Below are 26,160 nucleotides of genomic sequence, written 5' to 3'. Positions count from 1 at the left end.
TGATCAAGGCCGGGCGCCAAGATGCCTGAGCATAAGCGCTAAGGTTTGCGGCGTTTTTGCGCTCTATGTAAGACCCGTGCAATCACGCTCTCAGAGACATTTTTTACACGTAAAAACAGGGCTGCCTTACTGGCACCTAAAGTGCTAGCATAGTGCACGCCTATATCCACCAGCATGCGGGTAATCTGATCAGCGCGTCTGGATAGTTGGCGTGTCTTATGCTGATATTTTTCTAGATATTGACGCTTGCGGCTTCTGTTACCAGGCACGGTAGCCCCTTTGAGTTAACCAGATGTATGGCTAGAGTTTAATCTGGTTCGACCTCTATTGGGGTTTTTTTGAGCGCACGTTTGCCCGCCTGTCGTAGCGATGAAACGCTTTTCTGATGACTACCGGCGCCGCTCTTTTGCGCCGTGATCGCCACCAGATTCCTAGGCTTGCTAAGAGACGGCGTTAGACGGAAAACCAGTTTTTGGCGCGTGCTTAAAGTCTTTTTTGCCATACTGAGTTTCCGCCCTTGTTGGTTTGATTACAGCACATAGCGCGATAAATCTTCGTCTACCGACAAAGCCTGTAATCTTTGATCGACGTAGCTGGCATCGATCACTATGGTTTTTCCAGTGTTTTGATGGGCATCGAAGGAAATTTCTTCCAAGAGTTTTTCCATCACGGTGTACAGCCGACGCGCACCGATATTCTCTGTGGTTTCATTTACTGAATAAGCGATTCCCGCCAGGCGTTGCACCCCTTCATCGGTAAAATCTATCGTCACATCTTCGGTTGCCAACAGTGCTTGGTATTGCTTGGTTAAACAAGCGTCAGTACCGGTCAAGATGCGTTCAAAGTCGGCGATCGAGAGCGAATCTAGTTCTACCCGTATCGGGAAGCGCCCCTGTAGCTCAGGGATCAGATCAGATGGTTTGGCCAGGTGAAAGGCGCCGGAGGCGATGAATAGTATGTGATCGGTCTTGATCATGCCGTATTTGGTGTTGACCGTAGTGCCCTCAACCAGAGGCAGTAAATCTCGCTGTACGCCAGCACGTGAGACTTCAGCACCACCGCTGTCGGAACGTGAGGCAATCTTGTCTATCTCGTCCAAAAACACGATACCGTTTTGCTCTACGTTGCTGATCGCTTCTTGCTTGAGTTCGTCTTCATTGACTAGTTTGGCAGCTTCCTCTTCTATCAGCAGCTTAAGCGCTTCCTTGATTTTTAGTTTTCGGGCTTTTTTGCGACCATTGCCTATGCCGGAAAACATAGACTTAATTTGCTCAGTCATCTCTTCCATGCCTGGCGGTGCCATGATTTCCATTTGCGGACCGGCTTCGGCAACGTCGATTTCAATTTCCTTATCATCGAGCAGGCCTTCGCGCAGACGTTTGCGGAAAGTCTGGCGCGTGGTATTACCGGAGAGTTCGCTCTCGCTGGCGGCACTGCTAGGCGTGTCGCTGCTGGTGTTCGATGTAAGATCGCGCGCGCTCGGCAGTAAGATGTCTAGGATTCTATCCTCCGCTGCATCTTCGGCGCGGCCGCGCACTTTACGTGTCGCTGCTTCGCGGGTTTGCTTGATACCAATATCGACCAAATCACGGATGATGGTGTCTACATCGCGCCCGACGTAGCCGACTTCGGTAAATTTGGTGGCCTCTATTTTGATGAAAGGCGCGTCGGCCAATTTTGCCAGGCGCCGTGCGATCTCAGTCTTACCGACCCCGGTTGGGCCTATCATCAAGATGTTTTTTGGCGTTATTTCTTGGCGCAATGGCTCGGCCACTTGCTGGCGCCGCCAGCGATTGCGTAGCGCGATGGCGACCGCACGTTTGGCTCTATCTTGACCGACTACATGCTTATCGAGTTCGGAAACGATTTCTTGGGGTGTCATATTCATCTTGTCGTATCTCTATGGGGTCGTGTGGCTTGCGGCAAGGCTAAGCGCGTGCGCTTATTCCAGCGTTTCTATAGTGTGTGATAAGTTGGTGTAGATACAGAGTTGACCTGCGATGGTCAGCGATTTTTTGACGATATCGATGGCGGGTAAGTCGGTATTTTCATACAGGGCAATCGCGGCTGACTGCGCGAATGTGCCGCCTGAGCCTATCGCACCTATGCCGTCATTGGGCTCTAAGACGTCGCCATTACCGGTAATAATCAGGGTGGTGTCGCGGTCAGCCACCAGTAACATCGCTTCTAATCGACGTAACATGCGATCTGTGCGCCAGTCTTTAGCCAGTTCTACCGAGGCCCGCATCAGATTGCCTTGATGCTTTTCTAGTTTGGCTTCAAACCGTTCTATCAAGGTGAAGGCGTCGGCGGTGCCGCCGGCGAAACCTGCCAAGACCTTGTTGTGATACAGCTTGCGCACTTTCCGCGCAGTGCCCTTCATGACGATGTTGCCCAAGGTGACTTGGCCATCTCCGCCCAGCGCCACGAGATTGCCACGTCTTACTGTCAGTATGGTAGTGCCATGAAATTGTTCCATGAATTCCTCAATATGAAAATTTCCTTAGACCAGCGAAAAAACACACGCAGACCAGCGCTTAGTCTGACTAAGGAGTTGTTGCTATTGTAGAGGTGGGGATGTGCATCCCAAATTGCAAGGCTTTAGATTACAGGGATCTAGTGCTTGCGTGGGAAAATTGCTGCGACGTTTTTCAGGCCCATTGCATTGAATAGGCAGGTCACTAAGTAATTTACTTCGTGAAATTGTATGGTGATACCTTTTTTCGCCGCAATCGGCACTAAGCCACTGAGTAATTGTGCAGAGGCGCCAAATTCAACGCGCTCTAGAAGCGAGCAATCAAGCAAAACTGCGCTGTGTGTTTTTGCATGATCAGCAATTTGATTGATTAAGGCATCGGTCCTGCCTTCGATGATGGCGGGCATCATGAAGCGATTACTTACCTCTTCGACTAACTGGATATCTGAAGTGGCTGTGATGACACGGTTTTGTGGTGCCTCGAATGAAGGGGGCGAGACTTCAAAAGTGATGCAATAATCGATACTGGCTTCTTCAAAAGCTTTTTCGAAATGCAATAGTTGTAAAACTTCTAGCAATAAAAGCCAAGGCGCTTCGGTCTCATCGCGTCTGCCAACTTCAAGAATGGCACGAATTTTTTCGGTGAGGTCTTGAGCTCCCACCAAAATTAACTCATGCTTAGTTTTTTTCAGGTTTTTTAAACTGCGTAGTAATAAGCCGCAGCCGATAGGATCGACTTGTTTAACCCGCATAAAGTCGAGTTTTAAGCTTTGACTCTGTTTGCTCAGACTTTGCAGTCTTTCCAGCAATTTGATTATCTCAGCATCAAGAGTTGCCGGAAATGTTAGATTTGGAGTAACTTCTACGGTTTGTGTATTGAGTAACTCACGCGCCTTTGAGGCTGCGCTATCCCAAATTGGTGGAGATGTCTCAAATTTACTGGCGTAGTCCAAAGACAGCTGTTCATAAGCGGCCTGATTATTACTAATTTGGTGCAAATCAAACAACATATACCATGCTGTTTGCATGGCATTACCTAAGTTATCTTCTTCTATGGCTGATTGCAACATCATCTCGGCCACTTCTTTTTGCCCGCTGGCAAACAAAATAGCGGCTTCTTCAAGTACCGGTACCGATTCAGATTGAGTCAGTGTCGAGGCTGCAATATCTGGACTTTGTCCAAGCAGAAAATCGGTGGCTGGCACCGTGCTCGCAAATTCTATGCTTGCCGAATCTTGATCTAACTGTAAACTATTTGGAGCCGCGACTGGACTGAGTGTTGGTGTATCGACAAAAGACGTTTGACTTGGAATGTTTCTTGGCTTACCCATATCGCGCGACATTTCAAATTCTATCGCGTCTATCTTGCGCTCAGTAGCCCTGGCAATGTGTCTTTGCGCCATCACAGATTGTGACAGTGCTTCGTCATCCTGTGCATTAGGAGTGGCGTTATTGAGACTCTTGGATCTTGTTTTTTGGGCAGAAGCTTTCTCCGGAGACTTTTTCTCCAGATCATTATTCTTCTTGCCGAAAAGCGAAAAAATCCCCACGTTGACCTTGAATGTAGATGGAAAATACGGTTTGATTATTGTATAGCCTAGCGAGTCGTAAAAAGTAAATGACTGCTAAATGTTTCTTTCGAAAGTATAGTCTGATTCGGGTGTTTTTTGTTAGTTTTGCTTGAACAGCTTACTATTATTGCTTAGTTAAAACTATTTTTAAAGTAGGGGTATTTGGCGAGTGCTAGAATTCGTTTAAAGTGCATATTGCCGCGTTAAATTCTATTAAAAAATTCTAATTTCGCTTATTTACTCAAAATATACTTTTGGAATCTGACGTCTAAGTCCTACTTTGAGTGTTTCTAATTTTACACAAAATTACAATTTCATCCTAGCTTTTGCCAGAATAGGAATTCGCTAATTGGATTTTCTTGAGAGCTTAATTGGGATCATGTTGTCTGAATTTTCACCTTCAACCCAGATGTACTGAGCTGGCCGCCGAATAAAAGACAGAAGCAGCAACTTCTATTTCGCTCAAAATAAAAAGCGCGCAGCTTAACACTGCGCGCTTTTTATTAATAATCGCGTCCAGCCTACTGTGAACTACTCAGTCGCCATACAGCTTTTGCTTCATCTCACGTCTTTGCTGTGCTTCCAGCGATAAACTCGCTGTCGGACGAGCAACCAAGCGTGGGACGCCTATCGGTTCACCGGTCTCTTCGCACCAGCCATATTCGCCGGCATCAATGCTGGCGATGGATTGCTGCACTTTTTTCAGCAATTTGCGTTCACGATCGCGAGTGCGCAATTCCAGAGAATGCTCTTCTTCTATCGTGGCGCGATCAGCTGGATCGGGTACCAATACGGTTTCACGCAGATGTTCGGTTGTTTCGTCGGCGTTTTTAAGCAAATCTTTTTCAAGCTGTTGCAAACGGGCTTTGAAAAATGCCAATTGGGCATCATTCATATAGTCCTGCTCACCCATAGCAAGAATTTCTGCTTCGGTGAGTAGGGCTGCGGGTGCACTGACTGTAGCAGTCGATTTAGGTGATTTAGTTGCCACTTCGCTTACTTTCGATACAACGGGTTAATACACACAAATAACGGTTTAATAAGATTAAAACTTAATTGAAGAACCATTATCCTCCCCTTGCCAATAAAGTAAATGGTAAATTTCACCATCTCTTTTTTAGCTGGTACTACGGAATTAAACTCCGCCAGTATCCATTAGGGCGCTAGTTTATACCAAACAAAGGCTTAATCCTTGAATAAAAATATCTTTTGGTAGATTTTTGCCAATAAACACCATTTTACTCTCGCGCAATTCGCCATCCGCCCATTTTCCAGCGACATCGGTACCCATAATTTGATGCACACCTTGGAATATGACTTTGCGATCGGCGCCCTCCATGAGCAAGACGCCCTTATAGCGCAACATACGCGGCCCGAATACTTGTACCAAGCCACCTAAGAATTCATCAAGCTTAGCGGTGTTGAATGGCTGTGTACTTTTAAACACAAATGCGCTGATGTCGTCGGAATGATGGGCTTGATGATGATTGTGCTTGTGCTTGTGCTCGTGTGCATGAGTATCGTGAGTGCAGTGCTCATCACACTCTTCGTGTTCGTGCTCATGAGGATGTTGGTGAAGCTCTTCCGCCAGTAAAAAATCCGGATCCAGTTCGAGTTTTGCATTGAGATTGAAACCCTTTAAATCCAGCACTTCGGAAATGGCAATTTTGCCAAAATCTATAGAGCTGATGCTGGCACGTGGGTTCATACGGCTAAGGCGTTGACGCAATACTGACACCTGTGCAGCATCCACTAAATCGGTTTTGGATAGCAAAATTTTATCGGCGAATCCAACTTGTCTTTGCGCTTCTTCGTGCTCATCGAGCGTCTGCATTGCGTGACGCGCATCGACTACGGTCACCACAGCATCTAGCATGTAGTACATGCCGACTTCTTCATCAACAAAAAAGGTTTGCGCAACCGGGCCTGGATTGGCAAGGCCTGTGGTTTCGATAATGACGCGGTCAAAATCGATTTTCCCTTCATTTTTTTGCTGTATCAATTTACCCAAGGCCACGATCAGGTCACCCCGTACTGTGCAACAAATACAGCCATTATTCATTTCTATGATTTGCTCATTACTATCTTGAAGCAAAATTTCATTGTCTATGTTTTCCTGGCCAAACTCATTTTCGATCACGGCGATTTTATGGCCGTGATTTTCTTGCAATATCCGATTGAGGAGGGTAGTTTTTCCTGCACCTAAAAAGCCGGTCAAGATGGTTGTTGGTATCAGTGCCATAGCAGAATGTCGATTTCTAAGAGGGGGGGGGTTATTTGGAGCAATCTGCACACCAGCCTTTGATGGTCAGTTCTATATCGTGATTTTTAAAACCTTTGGCTAGGGTGGTTTGCAAAGTGTCACTTAATTGATCTTTGAGTGAACTAGCGGCTTGTTCCCCATCGAGGCAAAATATTCTGGCGCAAAGACTGCATTTGAAATGTGCATGTTGATGCTGTACGCCGCGCGTCGCATGCTCGCTTTGCGGTTCATTGCCAGTACTGTAACGAAATACTCGGTCGTCGCCAGGGATTTTGTGTGCCAGTCCAACTTCGGTCAGGCAGTCGAGGGCGCGGTACAGGGTCACACGATCTAGCTGCGGTAAGGCGTCCTGTATCTCCAGATGCGATAGCGCACTATGTGTTTCTAGCAATACATTCAAGACCTGTAATCGAGCATCGGTTACCCGTACTTGTGCCTGCCGTAGCAAATTCTGCGCGCGCATTTGGGCTAGTTTGGGAGTGTTGCTTGCTATGAGGCTGATGCGACTGGTTTTCATGATGCTAACAACGTGCGAACAAAACCTTATTATGCATCAAAATGCAATTGAGTTGCAAAAGGTGGTTTCTATCTTGATTTTTTTGCACGCGGATGGGTGGCGTCATACACCTTCGCCAAGTGCTGAAAATCCAATGAGGTGTAGACCTGCGTGGCAGCGATAGAACTATGTCCCAACATTTCCTGTACTGCTCGTAAATCGCCTGATGATTGCAGTACATGCGAGGCGAAAGAATGGCGCAACATATGCGGATGGACATCTGCCGCAATTCCTATGCTTTGGGCATAGGCTTTTAGTCTTAGCTGCACCAGGCGTACTGAAATACGGGTGCCACGCTCACTCAAAAACAGAGGATGGGGATCGGCCTTGAGCAGCGTCGGGCGTAATAGTAACCAATCGCGTACTGCGGCTAATGCAGGCTTTCCTACCGGTACGATGCGTTGCTTATTGCCCTTGCCTGTCACATGTACCTCAGCTTGTTCCAGATCTATCCATCCGCGACTGGTGTGATCGCTTTGCTGAATATCATGCACATCTAAGTCTACGAGTTCTGAGACCCGTAAGCCACTGGAATACAATAATTCATACATGGCGCGATTGGCGCTGGGCGTGGCTTCATTGCAGTGGCTTTGTGAAACCAGGCGCACCGCATCATCCACCCCTAAGGCCTTGGGCAAAGATTTAGTTTTCTTGGGCGACTTAATGCCATCGACAGGATTTGCGGCTAGGCTAACTTGCTCGGCCAACCAGCGATAAAAACCGCGCCAACAGGATAGTCGACGCGCAATACTTCGTGCATTTAGTCCTTCGGCATGGCGCAAGGATGTCAGGCGACGTATGTCGGAATAACCTAGTGAGGCCAAATCGCGGCCATCGGCAAAGTTCACCAGATCGGCTAAATCGAGTTGATAACTACTGATAGTGTGTGGGGACAAGCTACGTTGGGTGCGCAAGACCTTTATATAGGCATCTAGATAGCTCTCTTGCGCAATCTGACTCATCTTAATCTAGCATGCAAGCCAAAGCCGCACTACTGGTGTCAGCGATTTTGGCTAAGAAATCAGTAGCCATTGCTTTAGTAAACCGCGCCTCATCTGGTGAGCCCAAGACCAATAAACCGAAGGTCGGTGCATGTTCTGACAAACGCAAAGGCAGCATCGCAACTGACAATATTTTTTGTTCAGACTCTATCCAGCTTGCGGCTTCGAAATCTTGATTTTTTCCACAAAATGGGGCGCTCAATCCCTTAGCGAACAATTGCACATCTTCAGAGCTGGCCTGTGCGAACCAAGTGTGCGTGACCTCATCTGAGACCTGCCATAAGCGTAGCGTGGCGTAGGGCAAAGAAAAAATCTCTTGCAAGCCCTGGGTTAATACATGTGGTAGGTCGATGTCATTGCGGGCCAATAGCAGTGAGCGGGTCCAGAGTTGAAATTTCGAGGTGATGGCATCATTCTCTTGTGCTAGCCGCATTAGTTCAGAAAGGCGTAATTCTAGTAATTTATGTTTTTCACGTACCACTTCCATTTGGCGCTCTTGCAGAGAAATGGCGCGACCAAGCAGTGGGCTACTGAGTTTGACTTTGGCGAGAAGTTCAGCGTGTTCTTCAAAAAAATGCGGGTTATTGCTTAGATACTCAGCGATGTCATTGGAATTCATTGGGGGTTTCTATGTATTTTTTAATGTTAATTTAAATCTCGATTTCGCCGTCAAAAACAGTCACAGCAGGGCCGCTTAAAAATACAGGGTGATCAGGCCCCTGCCAGTCTATCGACAATTCACCGCCATGCATGGACACACGCACGGGTGATGTTAGTAGACCGCGCAGTATGCCGGTTACGACCGCAGCGCAAGCGCCGGTACCACAGGCCAGCGTTTCGCCAGCGCCACGTTCGAAGACGCGTAGCCGGATATGCTGAGGATTGATCACTTGCATGAAACCCGCATTCACGCGCTTTGGAAAACGTGGATGATGCTCAATTAACGGGCCATCTAGTAAGACTGGGTAAGTTTCACTATCCTCCACGACTTGTACTGCATGTGGATTACCCATAGAAACGGCGGATACGAATACTGTTTTTTCATTGATGCTGAGCGGCCAGGATAAATCATCGGCCTGCGTTTTCGCGTTCAAGCCGAATGTATCAAAAGGCACTTTGCTTGCATCGAGAATAGGGGCGCCCATATTCACGCAAATACTGCCGTCGCTCTGCAGTTGCGGTTCTATGATGCCGGACATGGTTTCTACCCTTATCGCGTTTTTGTTGGTGAGTTTTTTATCCGTGACAAAGCGCACAAATGCACGTGAACCATTGCCACATTGCTCGACTTCACCGCCATCAGCGTTGTAGATGCGGTAGCGAAAATCGACATCTGCACTGACAGGCTGTTCCACCACCAAAATTTGATCCGCACCTATGCCAAATCGCCGGTCTGCTAGGTGCTTCCACTGAGTCGGCGTAAAGTTAATGTTTTGATTGATGGCATCGATGACGATAAAGTCATTCCCAGCACCATGCATTTTAGTGAATTTAAGTTTCATCTCGCCATTATATCCGCTACTTGGTGTTTTTCTTGTGCGTCTGCTATTTGTTGTGCTTACTATGTTGTGCTTACTAATAACTGCGAACTGAGCTTACTTGCGCTCTATGCCGATTTATACACACCGCAACCGACCACGATATCTGCGGAGATCGGTTCCAGATAAGAGGTTTTGGTTTCTATTTTTTTTGTCACAGGATTGACAATGGTGTAATCCACCCAGCCGCCAACGGCACCGAGTGCAAAGGCGTCTTCGACCAGTTTGCGACCGTCAAGCCCACTCACGGTCATGAGGTTTACTTCCAATTTGGCGGCGTTACCGGCAAACGCGAGGTATTGTCCATCACGGTTAAAGGCAAACACATACATATCGCGGTCGGCAAAAACGTGGTCATAATCATCGGTGATTCTTTGCAAGGTCGACATACCGTTGACGTGGAATAGGGCCGTGGCTTTTTTAACTAAGGCATGCGCCTCATCGGCGGTACCTTGGCGCAATCTGAACATCGATACCGCTTCAGTCAGTGCCAGCGCACGTGTTTCCAGGTCGATAGAGGCATGCTTGGCTTCTTCTGCCATTTTGCCATTGCTTTGTGTGATCTCATCCAAATGCCGGATGGCTTCCGAGATCTGCGCTAAACCATTGCTTTGATCGGCTGAAGCGGTGGAAATCGAATTGGTATTGCTCGCCAAATTTCGAATGCCGCTAACGATGTCGGCCAAAGTGAGATTGACCTCATTAATTTGCTCAACACCAGTCTCTACTTTAGACACCGCATCGTCTATCAGTCGCCGGATTTGGCGGGCGGCGTCAGCGGTACGCTGAGCCAATGCTCTTACCTCATTCGCTACCACGGCAAAACCCAGACCGTGGGTGCCCGCATGGGAGGCTTCAACCGCAGCATTGAGCGCCAGGATATCGGTCTGAAACGCGATTCGGTCTATCATGCTGACGATCTCTTGCATCTTGTTAGCGCTAGTATGGATACCCTGCATACTTTCAACTGCGGCATGCATGATGTCACCGCTCGATTCGGCGATTAAGCGTACATTCGAGGCCAGATTGTCCGCCGATTTGGCGCTGTCCGCATTCTTTTTGACAGTCGCAGCGAGATCTTCAACACTGGCCGAAGTTTGTTCCAGACTCGATGCTTGCTGTTCGGTACGTATGGCCATGTCGCTGATACCAACGGCTAAAATTTGTCCGAGTTGCGACACCATGCTGGAGTTAGTACGTACATTTGCCACGAGTGCTGACAAATTTAAATTCATTTTTTCTAGGGCATCACCAGTTTGTGCTAATTCATCTTTACCATCGATGTGAACTTGCTTGGTCAGATCGCCCTTTGCCACCGAGAGCGCGGAAGCGCCAACATCGGCCATTGCCGATATAAAACTCCGATAAAAACCAAATACCAAATAGGCGGTGGCGAACAGCGCAGCTAGCATAATGAAGATAGTCAGATTGCGCTGTAGTGTGAGCGCGCTAATACGCTCGCTGAGTATGCTGTTTAAGCGGTTTTGCAAATGGGTTTGTAGAAGTACGGTTTTTTCTATCGCCAAGCTAGCTTGTGCGAAGTAGGCACTAGCGTCCCCTTCGATATTTTCACCTAACAAATTTTTGCGCACCGTTGCGGCGAAATCGGTACTTGTTTTGAGCGCTAGTTGTTGCTCGGCGCTCATAGTTTCCCCAGCGCGTTTTAAGGCTGCATCCATTTCTGTCGCTGCAGCGATGGCGCTGCGCAAGCCGTCCAGGCGTGAGATTAAGGCGGCTTTTCCGGAAAAATCGATGTTGCCAGATTTAATAAAACCGGCACCCATGCCGCGCAAAATCGCCAGGTTCTCTATCCAGACCGGGATTTTTTGTATCGCAACGTCCATCAATAAATAACTGGACGCTACCGGGTCAAATAAGAGGCCACTGGTTTCATTATTTAAATTCGAAAAGCTGAGAATTTGCGCGATCAGGCGGCTATGTTGTGCCAAATTATCAGCGCTATTGCTAGCGATTTTTCCTGAGGCTAATTGACGTAGTTCATCAGCTGTCGCTTTCCAAGGGTTGGCAAGTGCGAATTCTGAGTAGAGCTCTATGGCGGTATCAAGCTGGTTCAGGCTTTTGTTAAGTTCGCTTCTGAGCGTTTTTAAGCTCGCATCGGTATCCTGTCCTGAAAGTTTAAGATTGACCAAGCCCCTATGTTTTTGGGTCTGTATCAAAACCAGCATGATTTGGCGCGATAGCTCTACGCCTTGCGACTCACTCCGGGCTGTGTTCAAGTCGGTGTTTTGGTTGGAGACAGTATATGCACCAAGCACGATGATGGCGGCGATGAAGGTGCCAAACATGCAGAGCAGTTTGGTGCGCAGACTTAACTTGCTCATCAGGACCGAGCAAGGGTGCATCACGCGGTTTATCAGTTCATCCCGGGATTTGGGCATAGATGAGGCACAAATGCGGGCAATCAGGTCTTTGATATTTGGGGGCATGTTGCGTTCTTCCTTGGGATTTACCTGCGGGAATGCTGAATCTATTTTCTCAGATTTTTGTAAAATTGATATAACTAAATACGAAAAGTGAGGCATTTCTTCAAAAGAAGCGTCCTCTGTTGCAACCAGTACACTTTGCGCAATTGTCAGTCATACTGTACTGGTCTTTTTATTGCTTACTGTCCCTAGCGTTCGGCAATACACAATGTTAATGTGCCAGCCATCCTAAAAGGATATGATTCATTTACAAAGTGATTCAGATCTGTAGCGTACATCCTCGCCACACAATAAAAGCACGGAGACATCATGAATGCACCGAATAAAGTCGAACAGCAGGCGCTGGTCGACAATAATATTTCACTAGACGACAAATTTACCTTAGAGCGCGGCCGCGCTTTTATGACAGGTACTCAGGCGTTGATACGTCTGACCATGCTACAACGTCAAGCCGATGAAAAGGCGGGTTTGAATACCGCTGGCTTTATTAGCGGATATCGTGGCTCACCGCTGGGCAATGTCGATCTGACCGCTGCCAAAGCTAAAAAACATCTGGCCAAACATCATGTGAAATTTCATCCTGGCGTGAATGAAGACTTGGCTGCTACCTCGGTCTGGGGTACGCAGCAAGTGAATATGTTCCCCGGTGCCAAATACGATGGCGTGTTTGCCATGTGGTACGGCAAGGGCCCAGGCGTAGATAGATGCGGCGACGTTTTTAAACACGCCAATCTGGCTGGCACCTCAAAATTCGGCGGTGTCTTAGTGGTGGCAGGCGATGATCATGCCGCAAAATCTTCCACTGCTGCGCATCAAAGTGAACATATTTTGAAAGCTTGCGGTATCCCCGTGCTGTACCCGTCTTCGGTGCAAGAGTATCTCGATTACGGTCTGCATGGGATAGCGATCTCGCGTTACACCGGTCTATGGGTGGCGATGAAATGCGTGACCGATATCGTTGAATCCGGTGCCGTGGTCGAGATCGATCCAGACCGCGTCCAGCCTATCATTCCCACCGACTTCGTACTGCCTAGCGATGGCGTGAATATCCGTACTCCGGATCCGGTGCTGGCGCAAGAAACGCGCATGAATAATTACAAATGGTACGCTGCGCTGGCGTATGCGCGTGCCAACAAGCTCAATCAAATTATCTGGGATAGCCCGGTCGCAAAAATCGGCATTATCACTGCTGGTAAATCCTACCTCGACACCCGTCAGGCGTTGGCGGACCTGGGCATCGACGAGCAAGTCGCCAAAGATATCGGTATCCGCCTCTACAAGATAGGCATGACCTGGCCATTGGAATCGGAAGGCGTGCGCGAATTTGCGACTGGCCTTGACGAGATCTTAGTGGTTGAAGAAAAGCGCCAGATCCTTGAGTATGCGCTGAAAGAAGAGCTGTATAACTGGGAAGATAAAGTACGTCCACGTGTGGTTGGTAAGTTTGACGATAGCGGCGAGTGGAGCAATCTACACGGTTCCGGTCATGGCGAATGGTTATTGCCAGCCACGTACGAGCTGAGCCCGGCACAGATCGCGCGCGCCATCGCCTCCCGCATCAGTCGCTATTTCGCCGGTCATCCGGTCGAGCAGCGCGTCAAAGAGCGGGTCGCTTATCTGGAAGCCAAAGAGGCCATGCTCAATGTGGTGAGTAAGCCAGATCCTAACAAAGATCGTATCCCGCATTTTTGCTCAGGCTGCCCGCACAATACCTCGACTAAAGTACCGCAAGGCAGTCGTGCGCTGGCTGGTATCGGTTGCCATTACATGGTGACCTGGATGGACCGCGAAACCTCGACCTTTACCCACATGGGCGCAGAAGGCGTGACCTGGGTAGGTCAGGCACCGTTTACTACCGAGAACCACGTGTTCTGTAATCTGGGTGATGGTACTTACTACCATTCCGGCTTGCTGGCGATTCGTGCTGCAGTCTCCGGTGACGTGAATATCACTTACAAAATTCTGTTTAATGATGCGGTTGCCATGACCGGCGGTCAACCTTTCGATGGCCCGCTTGATCCTGGCATGATCTCGCGTCAGATCGCCGCCGAAGGCGTGGGCCCGATTATCGTCGTCACCGATGAGCCAGAAAAGTATCCTGCCGATTATCCTTGGGCCGCTGGCGTCACCGTGCGTCATCGTAGCGAACTCGATGCGGTACAACGTGAATTGCGTGTCGCAAAAGGCGTCTCTGCGATGATTTACGATCAGACCTGCGCCTCTGAAAAGCGCCGCCGCAGGAAGCAAATCGACAAGAATGGCAAGCCAGGTTTCCCTGATCCGGCCAAACGTGCGGTCATTAACGAAGCAGTCTGCGAAGGCTGTGGTGATTGCAGTGTGCAGTCGAATTGCCTGTCGGTAGAACCGTTGGAAACTGATTTCGGCCGCAAGCGCCAGATCAATCAATCGTCTTGCAATAAGGATTTTTCTTGCGTTACCGGTTTCTGCCCTAGCTTCGTCACGGTCGAAGGTGGCAAATTGAAGAAGCCTGCAAAGGCCAAAATAGAGAAGGGTCAGTCGCTTGATGTCGCTAGTTTGCCGCAACCGGTATTACCGAGTACGGCGCAACCGTTTGGCGTGCTGGTCACGGGCGTGGGTGGTACCGGTGTGGTTACCATAGGCCAGATCATGGCGATGGCTGCGCATCTGCAAGGCAAGGCTTGTTCGGTCTTGGATATGACCGGGCTGGCACAAAAAGGTGGTGCCGTGATGTCGCACGTCAGGCTTGCGGATAAGGCTGAAGACATACAATCGACACGTGTAGGTACCGGCATGGCCGATCTGGTGATAGGTTGCGATCTGATCGTTACCGCTAGCAAGGATGCCTTGTCACGCATGGGCGAAGGACGCAGTTTTGCCGCAATCAATACCAATGGCACGCCGACTTCAACCTTCATCAAGAATCCTAACTGGCAATTCCCTGCCGACTCGGCCGAAGAGGAAATCCGCAAAGCCTGTGGCAGCGACCGGGTAGATCTGATCGATGCTGGTGCGATTGCCACTGCCTTGATGGGCGACACGATTGCCACCAATATGTTCATCCTTGGTTACTCGTGGCAAAAAGCCTGGGTACCTTTGACCGAAGCGGCATTGATGCGCGCGATAGAACTCAATGGTGTGGCGATCGCATTCAATAAAGAAGCCTTCAACTGGGGTCGTATCGCCGCTAATGACATGGCAGCGATCAAGCGCCTGATCACGCCATCGCAAGTGATAGAGCTCAAGCGCGCGCCTACTCTGGACGATACCATCAGCAAACGCGTGGCCTTCCTGAGCGACTACCAGGATGCGGCTTATGCGCAAGCTTACAGCGACTTTATCAGCCAGGTCAAAGCGGCCGAGAGCAAGATCGCCGACGGTAAGCCTTTGCGCCTGACCGAAGCGGCCGCCAAATATTTGTTCAAGCTGATGGCTTACAAGGACGAATATGAAGTGGCACGCTTATACACCGATGGCAAGTTCAAGAAAAAAATTGCCGACATGTTTGAAGGCGACTACGCGATCAACTTCCATCTGGCACCACCGCTGTTCGCCAAGCGTGATGCACACGGTCATCTGATCAAGCAGCAGTTTGGCCCGTGGATGATGAAAGCCTTCGGCGTGATGGCGAAGATGAAATCCCTGCGCGGTGGTAGCTTGGATATTTTTGGCTATACCGCAGAGCGTAAGATGGAGCGTGCCCTGATCGTCGAGTATCGCCAGACCCTGAATCAGTTGCTGCCGCAGTTAAATGCAGGCAACCTATCCAAGGCGGTGGCGATTGCCAGCATTCCTGAAGATATCCGCGGTTATGGTCATGTTAAAGAAAGAAATTTGAGCGCGGCCAAGACCAAAGGAGCGAGTTTGTTGGCTGAGTTCAAAGCACCGCAGTCGACTCAACAGGCGGCTTGATGGACGCAATGATGGACGCAAGCTAGACTGGTTTTTGAGTAAAAAAATCTGTAAAAAAAGCTGAGTAAAAAATGGCCGGAATTGTTCCGGCCATTTTTTTCGTCCTGTTCTATCCTGATTTACAATGGCGCCATTCACAGGACGCTTTGTCCAACAATAGACACATTTCACCGGAAGCACGCCATGCCAGAACGCCGTTTTATCTTCGCCGCCGCCCTCAATATGCTGATCGCAGTCGCCTGCGGCGCCTTTGGGGCGCATGCGCTGAAGCAAATTCTGAGTAGCGAGATGCTGGCCGTCTGGCAAACTGCGGTGCATTATCAGATGGTGCATGCGCTGGGTTTGCTGGCGGTTGCGCTGTTGATGCCTAGATTAGATTCGCCCTGGTTGCCGCGCGCCGGCTATTGCATGTTGGCAGGAATTGTTATTTTTAGCGGCAGCCTGTACGCGCTGGCGCTGAGTGGCATACGTCTGTTGGGTGCGATCACACCTATCGGTGGTCTGGCATTCCTGGCCGGATGGGCGATGCTGACATGGGCTGCCTGCCGCTCACCTGAAAATTTAAAATAGGCATAGGCTCAGCGCGCATATTCCATGCGGGCTGCAGGCCAGATAGGCTGTAGACCCGCATGAAATATGCGTGTCCGGGCAGGACGCATAAAATAGTAGGCAAGTTTGCTGTCTTGGCACTTGCATTGAAATACTACGTTACAAATCAATTTTTAACTGCTGTCAGCGCAAACGCCTGCGCTTCGTTATAGCTAGCAAGGCGCAACACTGTCGTTACGCTGCTAACTCAAAATACTCAGGAGTCACTATGAAATTGTCACAATTATTAGTTGTATTAGTCGCTAGTCTGGTCGCCAGTGCGAGTTTTGCGCAGACAGTAGCGAGTGAAGTGCAACGTGATGTGAACCAGCAGCAGCGTATAGAAAACGGTCTGAAATCTGGCCAACTCAATACCAAAGAAGCAGCCCGTTTGGAAAAACAAGAACAAAATATCAGCAACGCCGAAGCGAAAGCCTTAAAAGACGGCAAGCTCAGCCAGGCTGAAAAACAGCATATCGATCAGATGCAAAATAAGGTCAGTAAAAACATAGAGGCGGAAAAACACGATGGCCAGTTAGGCAATCCTAATTCGGCATCTAGCCAACGTATGCAAGCCGATGTGCAGCGTAATGTCAATCAACAGCAGCGTATAGAGAATGGTGTGAAAGACGGTAGCCTGACTAATCATGAAGTGGGCAAACTAGAAAAAGGCCAGGCTAAAGTCGATGGCAAAGAATACCGAGCAGGCAAGGACGGTCACGTCGGTCAGCATGAGCAAAAAAATATTCAGCATGCTGAAAACAAACAGTCGCATAAAATCCACAAGAATAAAACAGATGGCCAAAATCGTAGTTAATTAAGATTTTGCTTTGCTCAAACGGCGCAATTTGATTGCGCCATTTTATTTTTTGGAATTCAAATAAGGGCATGCCCAGCGCGCATATTCCATGCGGCTCGCAGGCCAGATAAGCTGTAGACCCGCATGGAATATGCGTGTTAGCAGGGGGGATGCAGCTAGCTCTGCCAAATAATGCGCTTAACGTGTTTCTTTAAGGCGCAGGCGTTTGCCACTTCAGCTCTAATTTCTTGTAGGTGCCGTCAGCACGTATTGCCAATAGACCCTGATCCAATAAGCTCGCATAATGCGCTGACTCTGGTCTGATTTTAGAAAAACTAACAAATAGTTTATCGTCCAGAACGGTGCCGACCTGAAAGATTTTCCCTTTAAATTCCGCCGGATAGCTGGTTTCCAAATAGCTGGCGACACGCGTATAGATCAAGGAATAGTCAGAGCGTCCTATTACAAGTTTGCGCAAATTGGATAAATCCGAAGGTGCCACTTCGCGGATAATTGCTTTGTCATTTTCTATCTGGTCGCCATAGGTGTATTGATGAGTGACACCGATACGATGTCCACGCAGATCAATTTCTTTCAAGGGTTTTTTTGAGTTTTTCGTGCTTGCGTAGATTCCTATCATGGCTCTAAAGAGCGGGACTTCATGGAATAAGAATTCCGGTCCAAGACTAGCGTCGTTTAAGCTGTTAAAGCAGCCTAGCGCATTTCCGGTTTTGGTGAGCATCAGGCAGCGGGAATAAGGTGCGGAAGTAAACTCTACGGTAATGCCGACTTTTGCATAGGCGGCTTGTATGACATCAACTGCGAAGCCGCTGATTTTTCCGTCTTTTAGCGCCGCATACGGGTACCAATTGTCCTCACTGACTAAGCTGATGGTTACTGCAGTTGCAAAACTGAAGGGCGCGCAAAGCAGAAAAAGTGAGAACAATAATTTCAACATGGGAGCGATTTTCTATTTGTCTACTCGGACTTGCTCAGCACTGCATTTTTCATTTATTACTTTAGTCTAACATTGAAAATAGGCGAAAAGTTTGATAAATATTAATCCTCACCATCTTCAATTACGCTGAAATTAGGCGTTATTATCCGAATGGCCTTAAGTTTTTCTTTGGGCATAGGGCGTCGAAATTTTTAGGGACTAATGTGGACTGTATTTTGATACACGGTATGGGGCGCACCTCGGCTTCTATGCTGCTACTGCGGCATAGGTTGCGGTGCGCTGGTCACCATGTACATTTGTTTGGCTACCTGCCTACGCTGGAAACTTTAGACGGTGTCAGCATGCGCCTGCAGCGGCTGTTGGCAACGCGGATCCAGGCCAGACCGTATGTGTTGGTTGGCCATTCTTTGGGTAGCGTGATCATCCGTTATACCGTCGCTCAACTTAGTTCGCAGCGGCCTGCAGCTTGTTTTTTGTTGGCACCACCGATGATCGCTTGTCGCGCTGCGAAATATTTTTCGCAGTTTTTCTTGTTCCGCTGGCTGACCGGTGAAATGGGGCAGTTGCTGGCGCAAGAGGCGTTTATGCGGCAATTAGCCGTGCCGGAAAACACCACGATTTACGCCGGTATCGGCGGCCCCAGAGTCAGCTGGCTACCGTTTGGCAGCGCGCTCAATGATGGCATACTCTTGCTGGAAGAAGCCTGTGGCGATGGAAGTAGCAGTGTGCTCGAGTTCAGCTGCGGCCACACCTTTATCATGAATTCTCGTGCAGTTTGTGAGAATATACTGGCGGCTTTAAACGAACTGGAACCGCCGAACATAGAAATCAGCGCATAGTGACGGCGCTGACTGAAGCACTTTTAAACCTAAAGAAATGAGCCCAACTATCGCAACCCCACATTGCTCCTCCTGCCTGCGTCTAATGCAAAACCGGACGTTTCAACATTGCGCTTGGTGTGGACATGCTGTGCCCGCCACATTGCTGTTTACTGCGGAGGAAATAGCTGAGGTGCATGAACGTGCGCGGGTAGAGAAAAAAAAGGCCGATGCCCTATCCGCCAATGGCAAGAGTAGCGTGGCCTCGGGTGGCATCGATGCGAGCGACGTGGTGGATATCGTGGATGGCATAGCCCAGGCCTTAGATCTGAGCGATCTGTTTTAATCTACGTCGGCTCAAATACATCATCCAACCCGTGACGGCAAGAACCGGCATCAGTAATGCCGCCAGCATCATGATTAGCATACCGGTGCTACCAAAAAAACTTCCTGAATGCAGGGCATATAAACTGGCGCTTAATTTGGCACCCGGGCTTTTGTCGGCATAGCGTTCATGGGTTTGCAAGGCGCCACTGGCGGCATCGAAGACCATGCGATTATTCGCATACGGGTGCGCAGCTTGCTGATCCAGATACAGGATTTGCAGCGTGCTCGCCGAGCCTGAAGGCAGAAGTAAAATCAATTTCTGATAGTGCGGCACTTCGGCTTGAAAATTCTTCCAAACGGCGTCTAGATCTAGCGCCTTGGTGGGGTGCTGGCTAGGCGCCGCACGCGGCGCTTTGGCTATTTTGCTGATCGTCGCACTGTCCTTGCCTAGCAAGGCATTGAGCCCCTTGCGATACCAATCGTAAGACCAGCTCAGGCTAGTTAATGCAAAGATTAAATACGCCAGCATCGCCACAGTGGCGAGTACTGCGTGTAGCCTGCTTAAAAAATCCCTGCCACTTAAACGCCAGTCCAGATTTAACCAAGAACGCCAGTAGAGCGATTTTGCCCTCGGCCAGCGCAGATACATGCCTGAGATTATTAGCAGCAATAAGGCCAGGGTGGCAGCGCCGGTGATTGCCTTGCCGCCTTGATCCAGCGCCAGCTTTCTATGCAGATTGAGTACCCAGCGGAAAAAATCTTCTGAGGCTGGCTTACCCAATAATTCTCCTGTGTAGGGATTCAGATATTGCTGTTCAAATTTTTTGAACTCGCTGCCTGCTTGCGGCCTCATGAAGCCGACACGGGCAGCTTGTGACGGGTCATCGCTGAGGCTCAGTGACGAGACGTCAGGGCTTTGCTGGCTGACTCTTTCCAGCAACAAGGCCGGGCTTAAGGGGGCGGCGTTGCCGGGGCTGACGCGGGTGATTTGCGGATCAATCAACTGTATCAATTCACTGGAAAAGCTATACAGGCCGCCGCTCAAGCCCATGATCGCCAAGACCAGTCCGGCGCTGATGCCGATCAGCCAGTGTAGTTGTAAGCAGGCGTGTTTAAACATCAGATCTCCACAAAAAATACCAGCGCGCACTATAGCCTAGCTAGCCTAGTTTTTGCTGCTCTGGCTCGCGATTAAATGCGCATGCTGCGCGCTATTCATCGTAAAAATAAGTTCAATCTGTGTGTGGACTCAGTAAAAGGTAGCGTAACGCAGTACCAATCGAGGCGTAATCTGCCGCTTCTCAGCTAATTTTGGTGCTTACTGAAAAGCCCAATTAATCTTCGTTCCGAGCTTGTGGCTGGACCAGATTCTGTATCACTCAAGCGCAATTCAGCTTCCATTACACATTAAGGAATACCGAACATGAAATCTCATTTTTTAGCCTTACTTACTTTAAGCAGTGCTTTCTTCGGTTTGCCAGCGATGGCACAAGACAACGGCAACCTGGCATCGGGTCGCGCCAGTCAGCGTTCCAATGAACAAGCCGAGCAAGTGCTAGGCGTCGGTGTTGGTTACGGCACACCTTTATTCAGCGATAAAAAACAATGGGCCGCTGGCTTATTGGGCGAAGCGAATTTTTCTAATGGCGTATTTTTGAGCACGGTAGACGGTATCGGTTATCGCTTCCTGAATAACGCGAATGGTTTCTCGGCTGCCGCCAGCTTGGGTGTCAGCCCTTGGCGTAAAGAGTCTTTCGGCGACAGCGATGGTAAAAACCATTTGACTGGCATGGGCGATGTGAATGCACGTGCTCAGGCGAATTTGTTTTTGAATTACGATATGGGCGCTTTCCACTTCAACACTGCGGTGCATCAAACCATGGGTGACCGTCACGGTACTTCGGTAGATCTGATAGGTCGTTATGATGTGTTGGCGACTAAGACCGATCTGGTTGAGGTATCGGCTGGTGTGAATTTTGGTAGTAGCACGCAGAACCAGACTTTCTTCGGTGTGACCAAGGCGCAGTCAGCTCGCAGCGGCAACGCGGTGTATAAAGCCGATGCCGGTATCACAGGTACGGGTGTGGGCGTGACCTGGCGTCATGCCATCAACCAAAATTGGATCACTTCGGTCAGCGCCGGTGCGGTGCATCTGAGTAATGTGGTGAGCGACAGCCCATTGACCGATAAGCGTACCGTGGCCGGTATCGGAGCTACCGTCGGTTACCGCTTCTAAACGCTCGCTAATGCTATGCCAGTTTCAGAATTGAAATTGGCATAGCCCTGAGGCGTACTGTTTATGCGGGTCTTCAGGCATCGTGTCTGAAGATCCGCATGGCTATTGCGCACTGGCAGGCCATTAGTCCTATCTCTATTAAGAACAATTACGCGCCGTTCTTGGCTACCGCTCTTTGGTAGGCTGGGCGCGCTTCTATCATATCGACGAAACGCGTCAAATTTGGGTAGGCCTCGCGCCCCGCACCTTTCACCGCAATCTGGGCGATGAAGGAGATCTGTACATCCGCACCGCTGAGTGTGCTGCCGACAAAATAATTACGGTCTTCTAATTCACTGTTCAAATAACCCAAATGATTTTTTAGTTCGCTTTGTATGCGAGGCTGTAGCGGTGCACCCGCTTCACCCAGCATACCCACATACAGTTTCAGCATCAAAGGCAGCATGGCCGAGCCTTCGGCATAGTGCAGCATCTGTACGTAGCGGTTGTAATCGCTAGTGCCAACGGCGGGAGAAAAATTTCCCTTGCCATACACGCGCACCAGATACTCGATAATCGCACCCGATTCGATCAAAACCTCGCTACCGTCGCGCACTACCGGTGCCTTACCTAAAGGGTGGATATTCTTTAATTCTGGCGGTGCCAGGCGGGTGTTGGGGTCGCGATCGTAATTGATCACTTCATAGTCCAGCCCCAACTCTTCCAGCATCCAGGTAATGCGGCGCGAACGTGATTCTCTTAAATGGTGAACTTGTATCATGGCGTGCTTTCGTTAGTTTTATGCTTGGAGTGAGGTGGACGGCGCACTCATTATGCCTAGATTTAGCAGAGCGCGCAGACAGGACGATGCCCTAAATTCATCCAAGTGAAAAATCAGGGTATTGCGATCTTCTTTTCTTGGAGCTAAGTTTAGATAGACCTTGTACGTGCTTAGGATTTAAAATAGGCGCTTAAGTAGTTGTTTTTTTGTTTATCCCCAGAGGAAACTTTCGCATGATTAAGTCCGTAAAAATGGCAGTAATTGCCCTCAGTCTGGTGTTGACTGGATGTGCCGCGACGGTTAATAAACCGGGCAGTAGCACTGCCGCTATGCAACTGCCTGCCGGCTCAAGCAAAAAAATTGTGATGACCGTCAAGGCAAGTCCAGCTGTCACAGCGACCGCCGACTGGAAAATTTTTCAAGAACAGTGGCGTGCCGGGATGGCAGCAGCTACTGCCAGCAAGGGCTTGAATTTCAGCTTTCATGATGCAGAGAGCGCCCCAGCCTCCGAGGCAGGTGCTCTGATTGGTGTAAAAATCAATGATTACCGCTATGTCAGCGCTGGTGCAAGAATCGGTTTAGGCGTTATGACCGGCAATGCCTTCCTGGATGCCGAGGTCGCGTTTAGCGATTTACAGACGCAACGCCTAGTCGGTACACGTAAATACCATACTACCTCTAGCGCGTGGGATGGTATTTTTGCGGCTATGACTGACAAGCAAGTGCTGGCAGTCAGCAATGAGATCGTGGCGGAGATCGTCAATTATCGCGCTGCCAATGCTAACGCTACTAACGCCGCGCCTGTTGCTCCGGTTACCACCAACGAAACAGCGACAACTTATGCGGTGCAGCCACAAGCATCGGTAAGTAATGTTGCCGATAGCGTTGCCAGCACCCCAGTCAACACTAGCGCTAGCGTACAAGCGGTAGAATTTCGTGTGGGGTCCTCCTCGGTGACGGTAGAAAAAATGGCGAAACAAGCTGGTTGCGTCGGCGGTAAGGGGGCCGGTTTGGTGACTCCTAAAGGCGCGGTTGAGGTGTATCGTATGGCTTGTGACAATGGTGGTAATTTTGTAGCGAAATGCGAAATGCGCCAATGTAGCGCGATGTAATCGCTCTACAGATTGTGTAAAACAAAAAGCCATCGGCCTCAGTGCAGATGGCTTTTTTTATTTGCCGCATAGACTTCAACAAGAACTGATTTTCTCAGCCTTAGCGCTGACGAAAGCGGTTGCCGCAGCGCTATGGGCACTCTATAATCGCCCACTCTTACCTTTCCAAAAAGTACTATGAAACTTTCTAATTCCTACTCCAAACTTTCCACTCTGGTTTTAACTGCGGCGCTCTCCTTAGGCCTCGTTGCTTGCGGTGGCGGCAGTAGTACTCCTAGCACACCTGCGGTCGATACCTCAGGCTCGGCGGCCGTAGTCGCGCTGAAAAAGATCGATACCGTGGTTGGTGCTGGCCTCTTCGTAAATACCAATAATAAGGTGACGGTGAATTACACCGGTTGGCTATATGACGTGAAAGCGGCAGATTTACGCGGCGCAAAATTTGACAGTGGTAAATATAGCTTTACTCTCGGTGGCAATGTTATTGCTGGTTGGAATCAGGGCATACCTGGCATGCAAGTCGGCGGTAAACGTACCTTAATCATCCCAAGTTCTTTAGCGTATGGCGCACAGGCGAATGGCCCAATTCCGCCGAATGCGGCCTTGGTGTTTGACGTGGAATTAGTCAGCATAGACTAAGCACTAAGCAAAAAGAAGCTGGCGCTAACCGCGTCAGCTTACCGCTTTGCAAGCTCAACTCGGAGCCTTTATGTACATCGGTGAACTCGCAAAATTAAGCGGTGCAACGCCCAAGGCGATACGCCATTACGAGGCGCTGGGCTTGCTAGGCAAGGTGCAGCGTAGTGGCGTGTATCGCTGCTATGGCGCGCCAGAATTGGCGCAGATCAGGCTGATCAAGCAAGCCCAGCTCTTGGGTTTTAAATTGTCCGAGTTGGCCACCAGCTTGGCCGCCGATGCCGGCCAGCCAGATTGGTTAGGGCTGAGTCAGCAGATACAGCAAAAACGCCAGGCGGTGCAGACAGAAATAGCTAGACTGACTAGCTTAGATCTACAATTGGCCGAAATTCATCTAGAGATACTGTCTTGTCTGGGAAGTGAGCCATCAACTGCGCTTACCGAGCTAGCCTGCAGCGCGCCGGAATTCTCTGGCGCTAGCGCTTCCAAAAAATAAGCCAGCAGCGGCTTGACTCTGCCCTTAGGGTCAGACTTATCCTGAGGTTTAGGACTTACGCAAACCGCCCCAAGCTCGTTGCACTCGCCTCGACTTACTAAAGTGCTGTCTTCGGCGGTACGCCTAGCTGGGACAATTTTGCGTAAGTCCTGATTTCTATTCTTCAGGAGTTTTGCGCAATGAGCAAAAAAATACTAGTCATACTCGGTCATCCGGCACGCAGTAGTTTCTGCGCTGCGCTGGCTGATACTTATGTGGCGGCGGCGCAAGCGGCCGGACACCAGCTTAAATTTGTGCGCTTGGCAGATTTGGTCTTCGATCCGATCTTGCATCAGGGCTATCAGGAAATCCAGGCACTGGAGCCTGATTTACTGCAGGCACAGCAAGACATTCTTTGGGCCGAACATCTTTGCCTGATTTATCCGATTTGGTGGGGTGGAATTCCGGCATTGCTTAAAGGCTGGCTAGACCGCATCATGCTGCCTGGTTTTGCCTTCAAATTTAGTCCGGCTTCGTCTTTCCAGCAAAAACTCTTGAAGGGGCGCACTGCCCATATCCTGGTCACGATGGATACGCCGCCCTGGTATTTTAAATGGGTTTATAGGATGTCGCCGGTGGCGCAGATGCAAACCACGACCTTGGAATTTTGTGGCATTAAAGTGCGTAAGTCCTTGCTGTTTGGGCCTATGGTCAATTCTTCGCTGAAACAGCGACAGACTTACTTAGAACTTGCCACGAGGCTTGCGTCCAGGCTGTGAGGGGGGACTGGCAGACTGTGGCTAATTGTTCAAACTAGTCGCAGGAATTAGGCAAATTTCCGAATTTCCCTACAAAGCTTGTTTAGTCGCATCGCTAAATTCAGCGCCTAAAGGTATCATGTTGCCATCAAGTTTTAACTTGCAGGCTAGCCTAGGAATGACTAAGTGGAACAAGGAAAGGTATACCCAATGGCGCAATGTAGTTTATGTGGACAAGCAGCATCTTCACCCGTAGGCGAAAAACAGGGTTCGGTTTTTGTAAAATGTAAAGCATGCAGTCTGATACGGATAGAGCCGCATCCTACCGATAAAGAGCTGGAAGTCTTCTATCAAAATTATGTGTACACCGAACGGGTGGTTAATCCCAGAAAAAAATGGCTGCGTTTTCGTTTGCGGGTTTGGTTGCTACGCTTACTGGCACCGGGCAGAAAATTTCTCGATATCGGTTGTAATGTCGGCAGTATGGTGTCGGCGGCGCACGCCATGGGCTGCGATGCAGTCGGCATCGACGTCGGCCCCAGCGCCATTGCGCATGCCAAAAAACTCTGGCCAGACTGCCGTTTCTATAACGAGACTTTAGAAACCTTTACTGCGCGCGGTGAGAAATTCGATATCGTGTTCTGTACCGAAGTGATAGAGCATGTACGCGATCTGCACGGCTTTATGCAAGCCCTGACCCAGGTCTTGAATCCGCACGCCATCCTGTTTTTTACCACACCCGATTCCGGTCATTTCCGGGTCTCTAAGACAGATCTGATTTCCTGGTCAGAGTTGCGTCCTACCGAGCATCTGGCGATCTTCAACAAGGCGAATATTCAGCAATTATTCAAGCAACATGGATTCGGTAGTTTTTCTTTCGTGCCCATGCACCGCGCCAATTTGCGCTTTTACACGCGCTATCAATCACTGACTAAATAGAGTTCTAAAACCGG

At 49.4% G+C, this 26,160-nt stretch carries 26 protein-coding genes; 11 read left to right on the top strand and 15 right to left on the bottom strand.

Annotation, left to right across the window (positions count from 1 at the left end):
- Positions 1-38 precede the first annotated feature (38 nt).
- The 12 genes from EJN92_RS06510 to EJN92_RS06455 form a co-directional block, all read right to left on the bottom strand.
- The gene (locus EJN92_RS06510; protein WP_126127061.1) at positions 39-269 is read right to left on the bottom strand and encodes a hypothetical protein; all 231 of its coding nucleotides are present in this window, start codon (positions 267-269) and stop codon (positions 39-41) included.
- 38 nt (positions 270-307) lie between these two features.
- Entirely contained in the window at positions 308-502 is a 195-nt protein-coding gene (locus EJN92_RS06505; protein ID WP_126127060.1) for a hypothetical protein, read from the bottom strand.
- Between the two features lie 27 nt (positions 503-529).
- Complete coding sequence (hslU, locus tag EJN92_RS06500; protein ID WP_126127059.1) at positions 530-1,888, bottom strand: ATP-dependent protease ATPase subunit HslU; 1,359 nt, start codon at positions 1,886-1,888, stop codon at positions 530-532.
- 54 nt (positions 1,889-1,942) lie between these two features.
- Complete coding sequence (gene hslV / locus EJN92_RS06495; RefSeq protein ID WP_126127058.1) at positions 1,943-2,479, bottom strand: ATP-dependent protease subunit HslV; 537 nt, start codon at positions 2,477-2,479, stop codon at positions 1,943-1,945.
- A 137-nt stretch (positions 2,480-2,616) separates the two neighbouring features.
- On the bottom strand, positions 2,617-4,026 hold the full coding sequence (locus EJN92_RS06490) for an STAS domain-containing protein (protein ID WP_126127057.1): 1,410 nt from the start codon (positions 4,024-4,026) through the stop codon (positions 2,617-2,619).
- 556 nt (positions 4,027-4,582) lie between these two features.
- Positions 4,583-5,038 (bottom strand): RNA polymerase-binding protein DksA, encoded by a 456-nt coding sequence (dksA, locus tag EJN92_RS06485; RefSeq protein ID WP_170174882.1) that lies wholly within the window; start codon positions 5,036-5,038, stop codon positions 4,583-4,585.
- A gap of 177 nt (positions 5,039-5,215) precedes the next feature.
- Entirely contained in the window at positions 5,216-6,289 is a 1,074-nt protein-coding gene (locus EJN92_RS06480; protein ID WP_126127056.1) for a CobW family GTP-binding protein, read from the bottom strand.
- 31 nt (positions 6,290-6,320) lie between these two features.
- Positions 6,321-6,827, bottom strand: coding sequence for a Fur family transcriptional regulator (locus tag EJN92_RS06475; protein WP_126127055.1), 507 nt, complete (start codon positions 6,825-6,827; stop codon positions 6,321-6,323).
- Positions 6,828-6,895: 68 nt separating this feature from the next.
- Positions 6,896-7,828: a tyrosine recombinase XerC gene (locus EJN92_RS06470; RefSeq protein ID WP_126127054.1), complete on the bottom strand. Its 933-nt coding sequence runs from the start codon at positions 7,826-7,828 to the stop codon at positions 6,896-6,898.
- 1 nt (position 7,829) lies between these two features.
- On the bottom strand, positions 7,830-8,486 hold the full coding sequence (locus EJN92_RS06465) for a DUF484 family protein (RefSeq protein ID WP_126127053.1): 657 nt from the start codon (positions 8,484-8,486) through the stop codon (positions 7,830-7,832).
- Between the two features lie 31 nt (positions 8,487-8,517).
- The gene (gene dapF, locus EJN92_RS06460; RefSeq protein ID WP_126127052.1) at positions 8,518-9,369 is read right to left on the bottom strand and encodes a diaminopimelate epimerase; all 852 of its coding nucleotides are present in this window, start codon (positions 9,367-9,369) and stop codon (positions 8,518-8,520) included.
- 104 nt (positions 9,370-9,473) lie between these two features.
- Positions 9,474-11,852 (bottom strand): methyl-accepting chemotaxis protein, encoded by a 2,379-nt coding sequence (locus EJN92_RS06455; RefSeq protein WP_170174881.1) that lies wholly within the window; start codon positions 11,850-11,852, stop codon positions 9,474-9,476.
- Between the two features lie 306 nt (positions 11,853-12,158).
- On the opposite strand from EJN92_RS06455, the gene EJN92_RS06450 reads away from it, so the two are divergent.
- From EJN92_RS06450 to EJN92_RS06440, 3 genes are all read left to right on the top strand, one after another.
- Complete coding sequence (locus tag EJN92_RS06450; protein WP_126127050.1) at positions 12,159-15,740, top strand: indolepyruvate ferredoxin oxidoreductase family protein; 3,582 nt, start codon at positions 12,159-12,161, stop codon at positions 15,738-15,740.
- A gap of 183 nt (positions 15,741-15,923) precedes the next feature.
- Complete coding sequence (locus EJN92_RS06445; protein WP_126127049.1) at positions 15,924-16,310, top strand: DUF423 domain-containing protein; 387 nt, start codon at positions 15,924-15,926, stop codon at positions 16,308-16,310.
- 247 nt (positions 16,311-16,557) lie between these two features.
- The gene (locus EJN92_RS06440; protein WP_126127048.1) at positions 16,558-17,145 is read left to right on the top strand and encodes a hypothetical protein; all 588 of its coding nucleotides are present in this window, start codon (positions 16,558-16,560) and stop codon (positions 17,143-17,145) included.
- A gap of 193 nt (positions 17,146-17,338) precedes the next feature.
- Here the strand turns inward: EJN92_RS06440 and EJN92_RS06435 are convergent, their stop codons facing one another.
- Positions 17,339-18,085, bottom strand: a complete 747-nt coding sequence (locus EJN92_RS06435; RefSeq protein WP_126127047.1) for a substrate-binding periplasmic protein — start codon at positions 18,083-18,085, stop codon at positions 17,339-17,341.
- A 203-nt stretch (positions 18,086-18,288) separates the two neighbouring features.
- On the opposite strand from EJN92_RS06435, the gene EJN92_RS06430 reads away from it, so the two are divergent.
- Together EJN92_RS06430 and EJN92_RS06425 are read left to right on the top strand one after the other, a co-directional pair.
- Complete coding sequence (locus EJN92_RS06430; RefSeq protein ID WP_227869740.1) at positions 18,289-18,924, top strand: esterase/lipase family protein; 636 nt, start codon at positions 18,289-18,291, stop codon at positions 18,922-18,924.
- Between the two features lie 37 nt (positions 18,925-18,961).
- On the top strand, positions 18,962-19,249 hold the full coding sequence (locus tag EJN92_RS06425; RefSeq protein WP_126127046.1) for a hypothetical protein: 288 nt from the start codon (positions 18,962-18,964) through the stop codon (positions 19,247-19,249).
- Here EJN92_RS06425 and EJN92_RS06420 read toward each other — a convergent pair.
- Positions 19,226-20,350: a PepSY-associated TM helix domain-containing protein gene (locus EJN92_RS06420; RefSeq protein WP_126127045.1), complete on the bottom strand. Its 1,125-nt coding sequence runs from the start codon at positions 20,348-20,350 to the stop codon at positions 19,226-19,228. The genes EJN92_RS06425 and EJN92_RS06420 overlap by 24 nt on opposite strands.
- 303 nt (positions 20,351-20,653) lie before the next feature.
- Here EJN92_RS06420 and EJN92_RS06415 point away from each other — a divergent pair, with 303 nt between their 5' ends.
- Positions 20,654-21,466: a MipA/OmpV family protein gene (locus EJN92_RS06415; protein ID WP_126127044.1), complete on the top strand. Its 813-nt coding sequence runs from the start codon at positions 20,654-20,656 to the stop codon at positions 21,464-21,466.
- A 148-nt stretch (positions 21,467-21,614) separates the two neighbouring features.
- On the opposite strand, the gene EJN92_RS06410 is transcribed toward EJN92_RS06415, so the two are convergent.
- The gene (locus EJN92_RS06410; RefSeq protein WP_126127043.1) at positions 21,615-22,226 is read right to left on the bottom strand and encodes a glutathione S-transferase family protein; all 612 of its coding nucleotides are present in this window, start codon (positions 22,224-22,226) and stop codon (positions 21,615-21,617) included.
- Positions 22,227-22,459: 233 nt separating this feature from the next.
- Here EJN92_RS06410 and EJN92_RS06405 point away from each other — a divergent pair, with 233 nt between their 5' ends.
- The 5 genes from EJN92_RS06405 (at position 22,460) to EJN92_RS06385 (ending at position 26,146) form a co-directional block, all read left to right on the top strand.
- Positions 22,460-23,338: a DUF4410 domain-containing protein gene (locus tag EJN92_RS06405; protein ID WP_126127042.1), complete on the top strand. Its 879-nt coding sequence runs from the start codon at positions 22,460-22,462 to the stop codon at positions 23,336-23,338.
- A 177-nt stretch (positions 23,339-23,515) separates the two neighbouring features.
- On the top strand, positions 23,516-23,977 hold the full coding sequence (locus EJN92_RS06400; RefSeq protein WP_126127041.1) for an FKBP-type peptidyl-prolyl cis-trans isomerase: 462 nt from the start codon (positions 23,516-23,518) through the stop codon (positions 23,975-23,977).
- 70 nt (positions 23,978-24,047) lie between these two features.
- Positions 24,048-24,470 carry a MerR family transcriptional regulator gene (locus EJN92_RS06395; RefSeq protein WP_126127040.1) on the top strand — a complete coding sequence of 141 codons (423 nt, stop codon included), beginning with the start codon at positions 24,048-24,050 and terminating at the stop codon, positions 24,468-24,470.
- Between the two features lie 179 nt (positions 24,471-24,649).
- A complete protein-coding gene (locus tag EJN92_RS06390; RefSeq protein ID WP_126127039.1) occupies positions 24,650-25,228 on the top strand; it encodes an NAD(P)H-dependent oxidoreductase in 579 nt (192 codons plus the stop codon).
- A 189-nt stretch (positions 25,229-25,417) separates the two neighbouring features.
- Positions 25,418-26,146, top strand: a complete 729-nt coding sequence (locus tag EJN92_RS06385; RefSeq protein ID WP_126127038.1) for a class I SAM-dependent methyltransferase — start codon at positions 25,418-25,420, stop codon at positions 26,144-26,146.
- Positions 26,147-26,160 lie beyond the last annotated feature (14 nt).

This window comes from Undibacterium parvum, assembly GCF_003955735.1.
Taxonomy (GTDB): domain Bacteria; phylum Pseudomonadota; class Gammaproteobacteria; order Burkholderiales; family Burkholderiaceae_D; genus Undibacterium; species Undibacterium parvum.
This window is presented reverse-complemented; position numbering and strand designations above follow the sequence as displayed.

Excerpts from the sequence above, each read along its gene's own strand:
- EJN92_RS06400 (WP_126127041.1), top strand. The coding sequence starts at position 23,516 with ATGAAACTTTCTAATTCCTACTCCAAACTTTCCACTCTGGTTTTAACT.
- EJN92_RS06410 (WP_126127043.1), bottom strand. The coding sequence starts at position 22,226 with ATGATACAAGTTCACCATTTAAGAGAATCACGTTCGCGCCGCATTACC.
- EJN92_RS06385 (WP_126127038.1), top strand. The coding sequence starts at position 25,418 with ATGGCGCAATGTAGTTTATGTGGACAAGCAGCATCTTCACCCGTAGGC.
- EJN92_RS06450 (WP_126127050.1), top strand. The coding sequence starts at position 12,159 with ATGAATGCACCGAATAAAGTCGAACAGCAGGCGCTGGTCGACAATAAT.
- EJN92_RS06445 (WP_126127049.1), top strand. The coding sequence starts at position 15,924 with ATGCCAGAACGCCGTTTTATCTTCGCCGCCGCCCTCAATATGCTGATC.
- hslU (WP_126127059.1), bottom strand. The coding sequence starts at position 1,888 with ATGAATATGACACCCCAAGAAATCGTTTCCGAACTCGATAAGCATGTA.
- EJN92_RS06435 (WP_126127047.1), bottom strand. The coding sequence starts at position 18,085 with ATGTTGAAATTATTGTTCTCACTTTTTCTGCTTTGCGCGCCCTTCAGT.
- EJN92_RS06480 (WP_126127056.1), bottom strand. The coding sequence starts at position 6,289 with ATGGCACTGATACCAACAACCATCTTGACCGGCTTTTTAGGTGCAGGA.
- EJN92_RS06505 (WP_126127060.1), bottom strand. The coding sequence starts at position 502 with ATGGCAAAAAAGACTTTAAGCACGCGCCAAAAACTGGTTTTCCGTCTA.
- EJN92_RS06420 (WP_126127045.1), bottom strand. The coding sequence starts at position 20,350 with ATGTTTAAACACGCCTGCTTACAACTACACTGGCTGATCGGCATCAGC.
- EJN92_RS06405 (WP_126127042.1), top strand. The coding sequence starts at position 22,460 with ATGATTAAGTCCGTAAAAATGGCAGTAATTGCCCTCAGTCTGGTGTTG.
- EJN92_RS06470 (WP_126127054.1), bottom strand. The coding sequence starts at position 7,828 with ATGAGTCAGATTGCGCAAGAGAGCTATCTAGATGCCTATATAAAGGTC.
- dapF (WP_126127052.1), bottom strand. The coding sequence starts at position 9,369 with ATGAAACTTAAATTCACTAAAATGCATGGTGCTGGGAATGACTTTATC.
- EJN92_RS06415 (WP_126127044.1), top strand. The coding sequence starts at position 20,654 with ATGAAATCTCATTTTTTAGCCTTACTTACTTTAAGCAGTGCTTTCTTC.
- hslV (WP_126127058.1), bottom strand. The coding sequence starts at position 2,479 with ATGGAACAATTTCATGGCACTACCATACTGACAGTAAGACGTGGCAAT.
- EJN92_RS06395 (WP_126127040.1), top strand. The coding sequence starts at position 24,048 with ATGTACATCGGTGAACTCGCAAAATTAAGCGGTGCAACGCCCAAGGCG.
- EJN92_RS06440 (WP_126127048.1), top strand. The coding sequence starts at position 16,558 with ATGAAATTGTCACAATTATTAGTTGTATTAGTCGCTAGTCTGGTCGCC.
- EJN92_RS06425 (WP_126127046.1), top strand. The coding sequence starts at position 18,962 with ATGAGCCCAACTATCGCAACCCCACATTGCTCCTCCTGCCTGCGTCTA.
- EJN92_RS06475 (WP_126127055.1), bottom strand. The coding sequence starts at position 6,827 with ATGAAAACCAGTCGCATCAGCCTCATAGCAAGCAACACTCCCAAACTA.
- EJN92_RS06465 (WP_126127053.1), bottom strand. The coding sequence starts at position 8,486 with ATGAATTCCAATGACATCGCTGAGTATCTAAGCAATAACCCGCATTTT.
- EJN92_RS06455 (WP_170174881.1), bottom strand. The coding sequence starts at position 11,852 with ATGCCCCCAAATATCAAAGACCTGATTGCCCGCATTTGTGCCTCATCT.
- EJN92_RS06390 (WP_126127039.1), top strand. The coding sequence starts at position 24,650 with ATGAGCAAAAAAATACTAGTCATACTCGGTCATCCGGCACGCAGTAGT.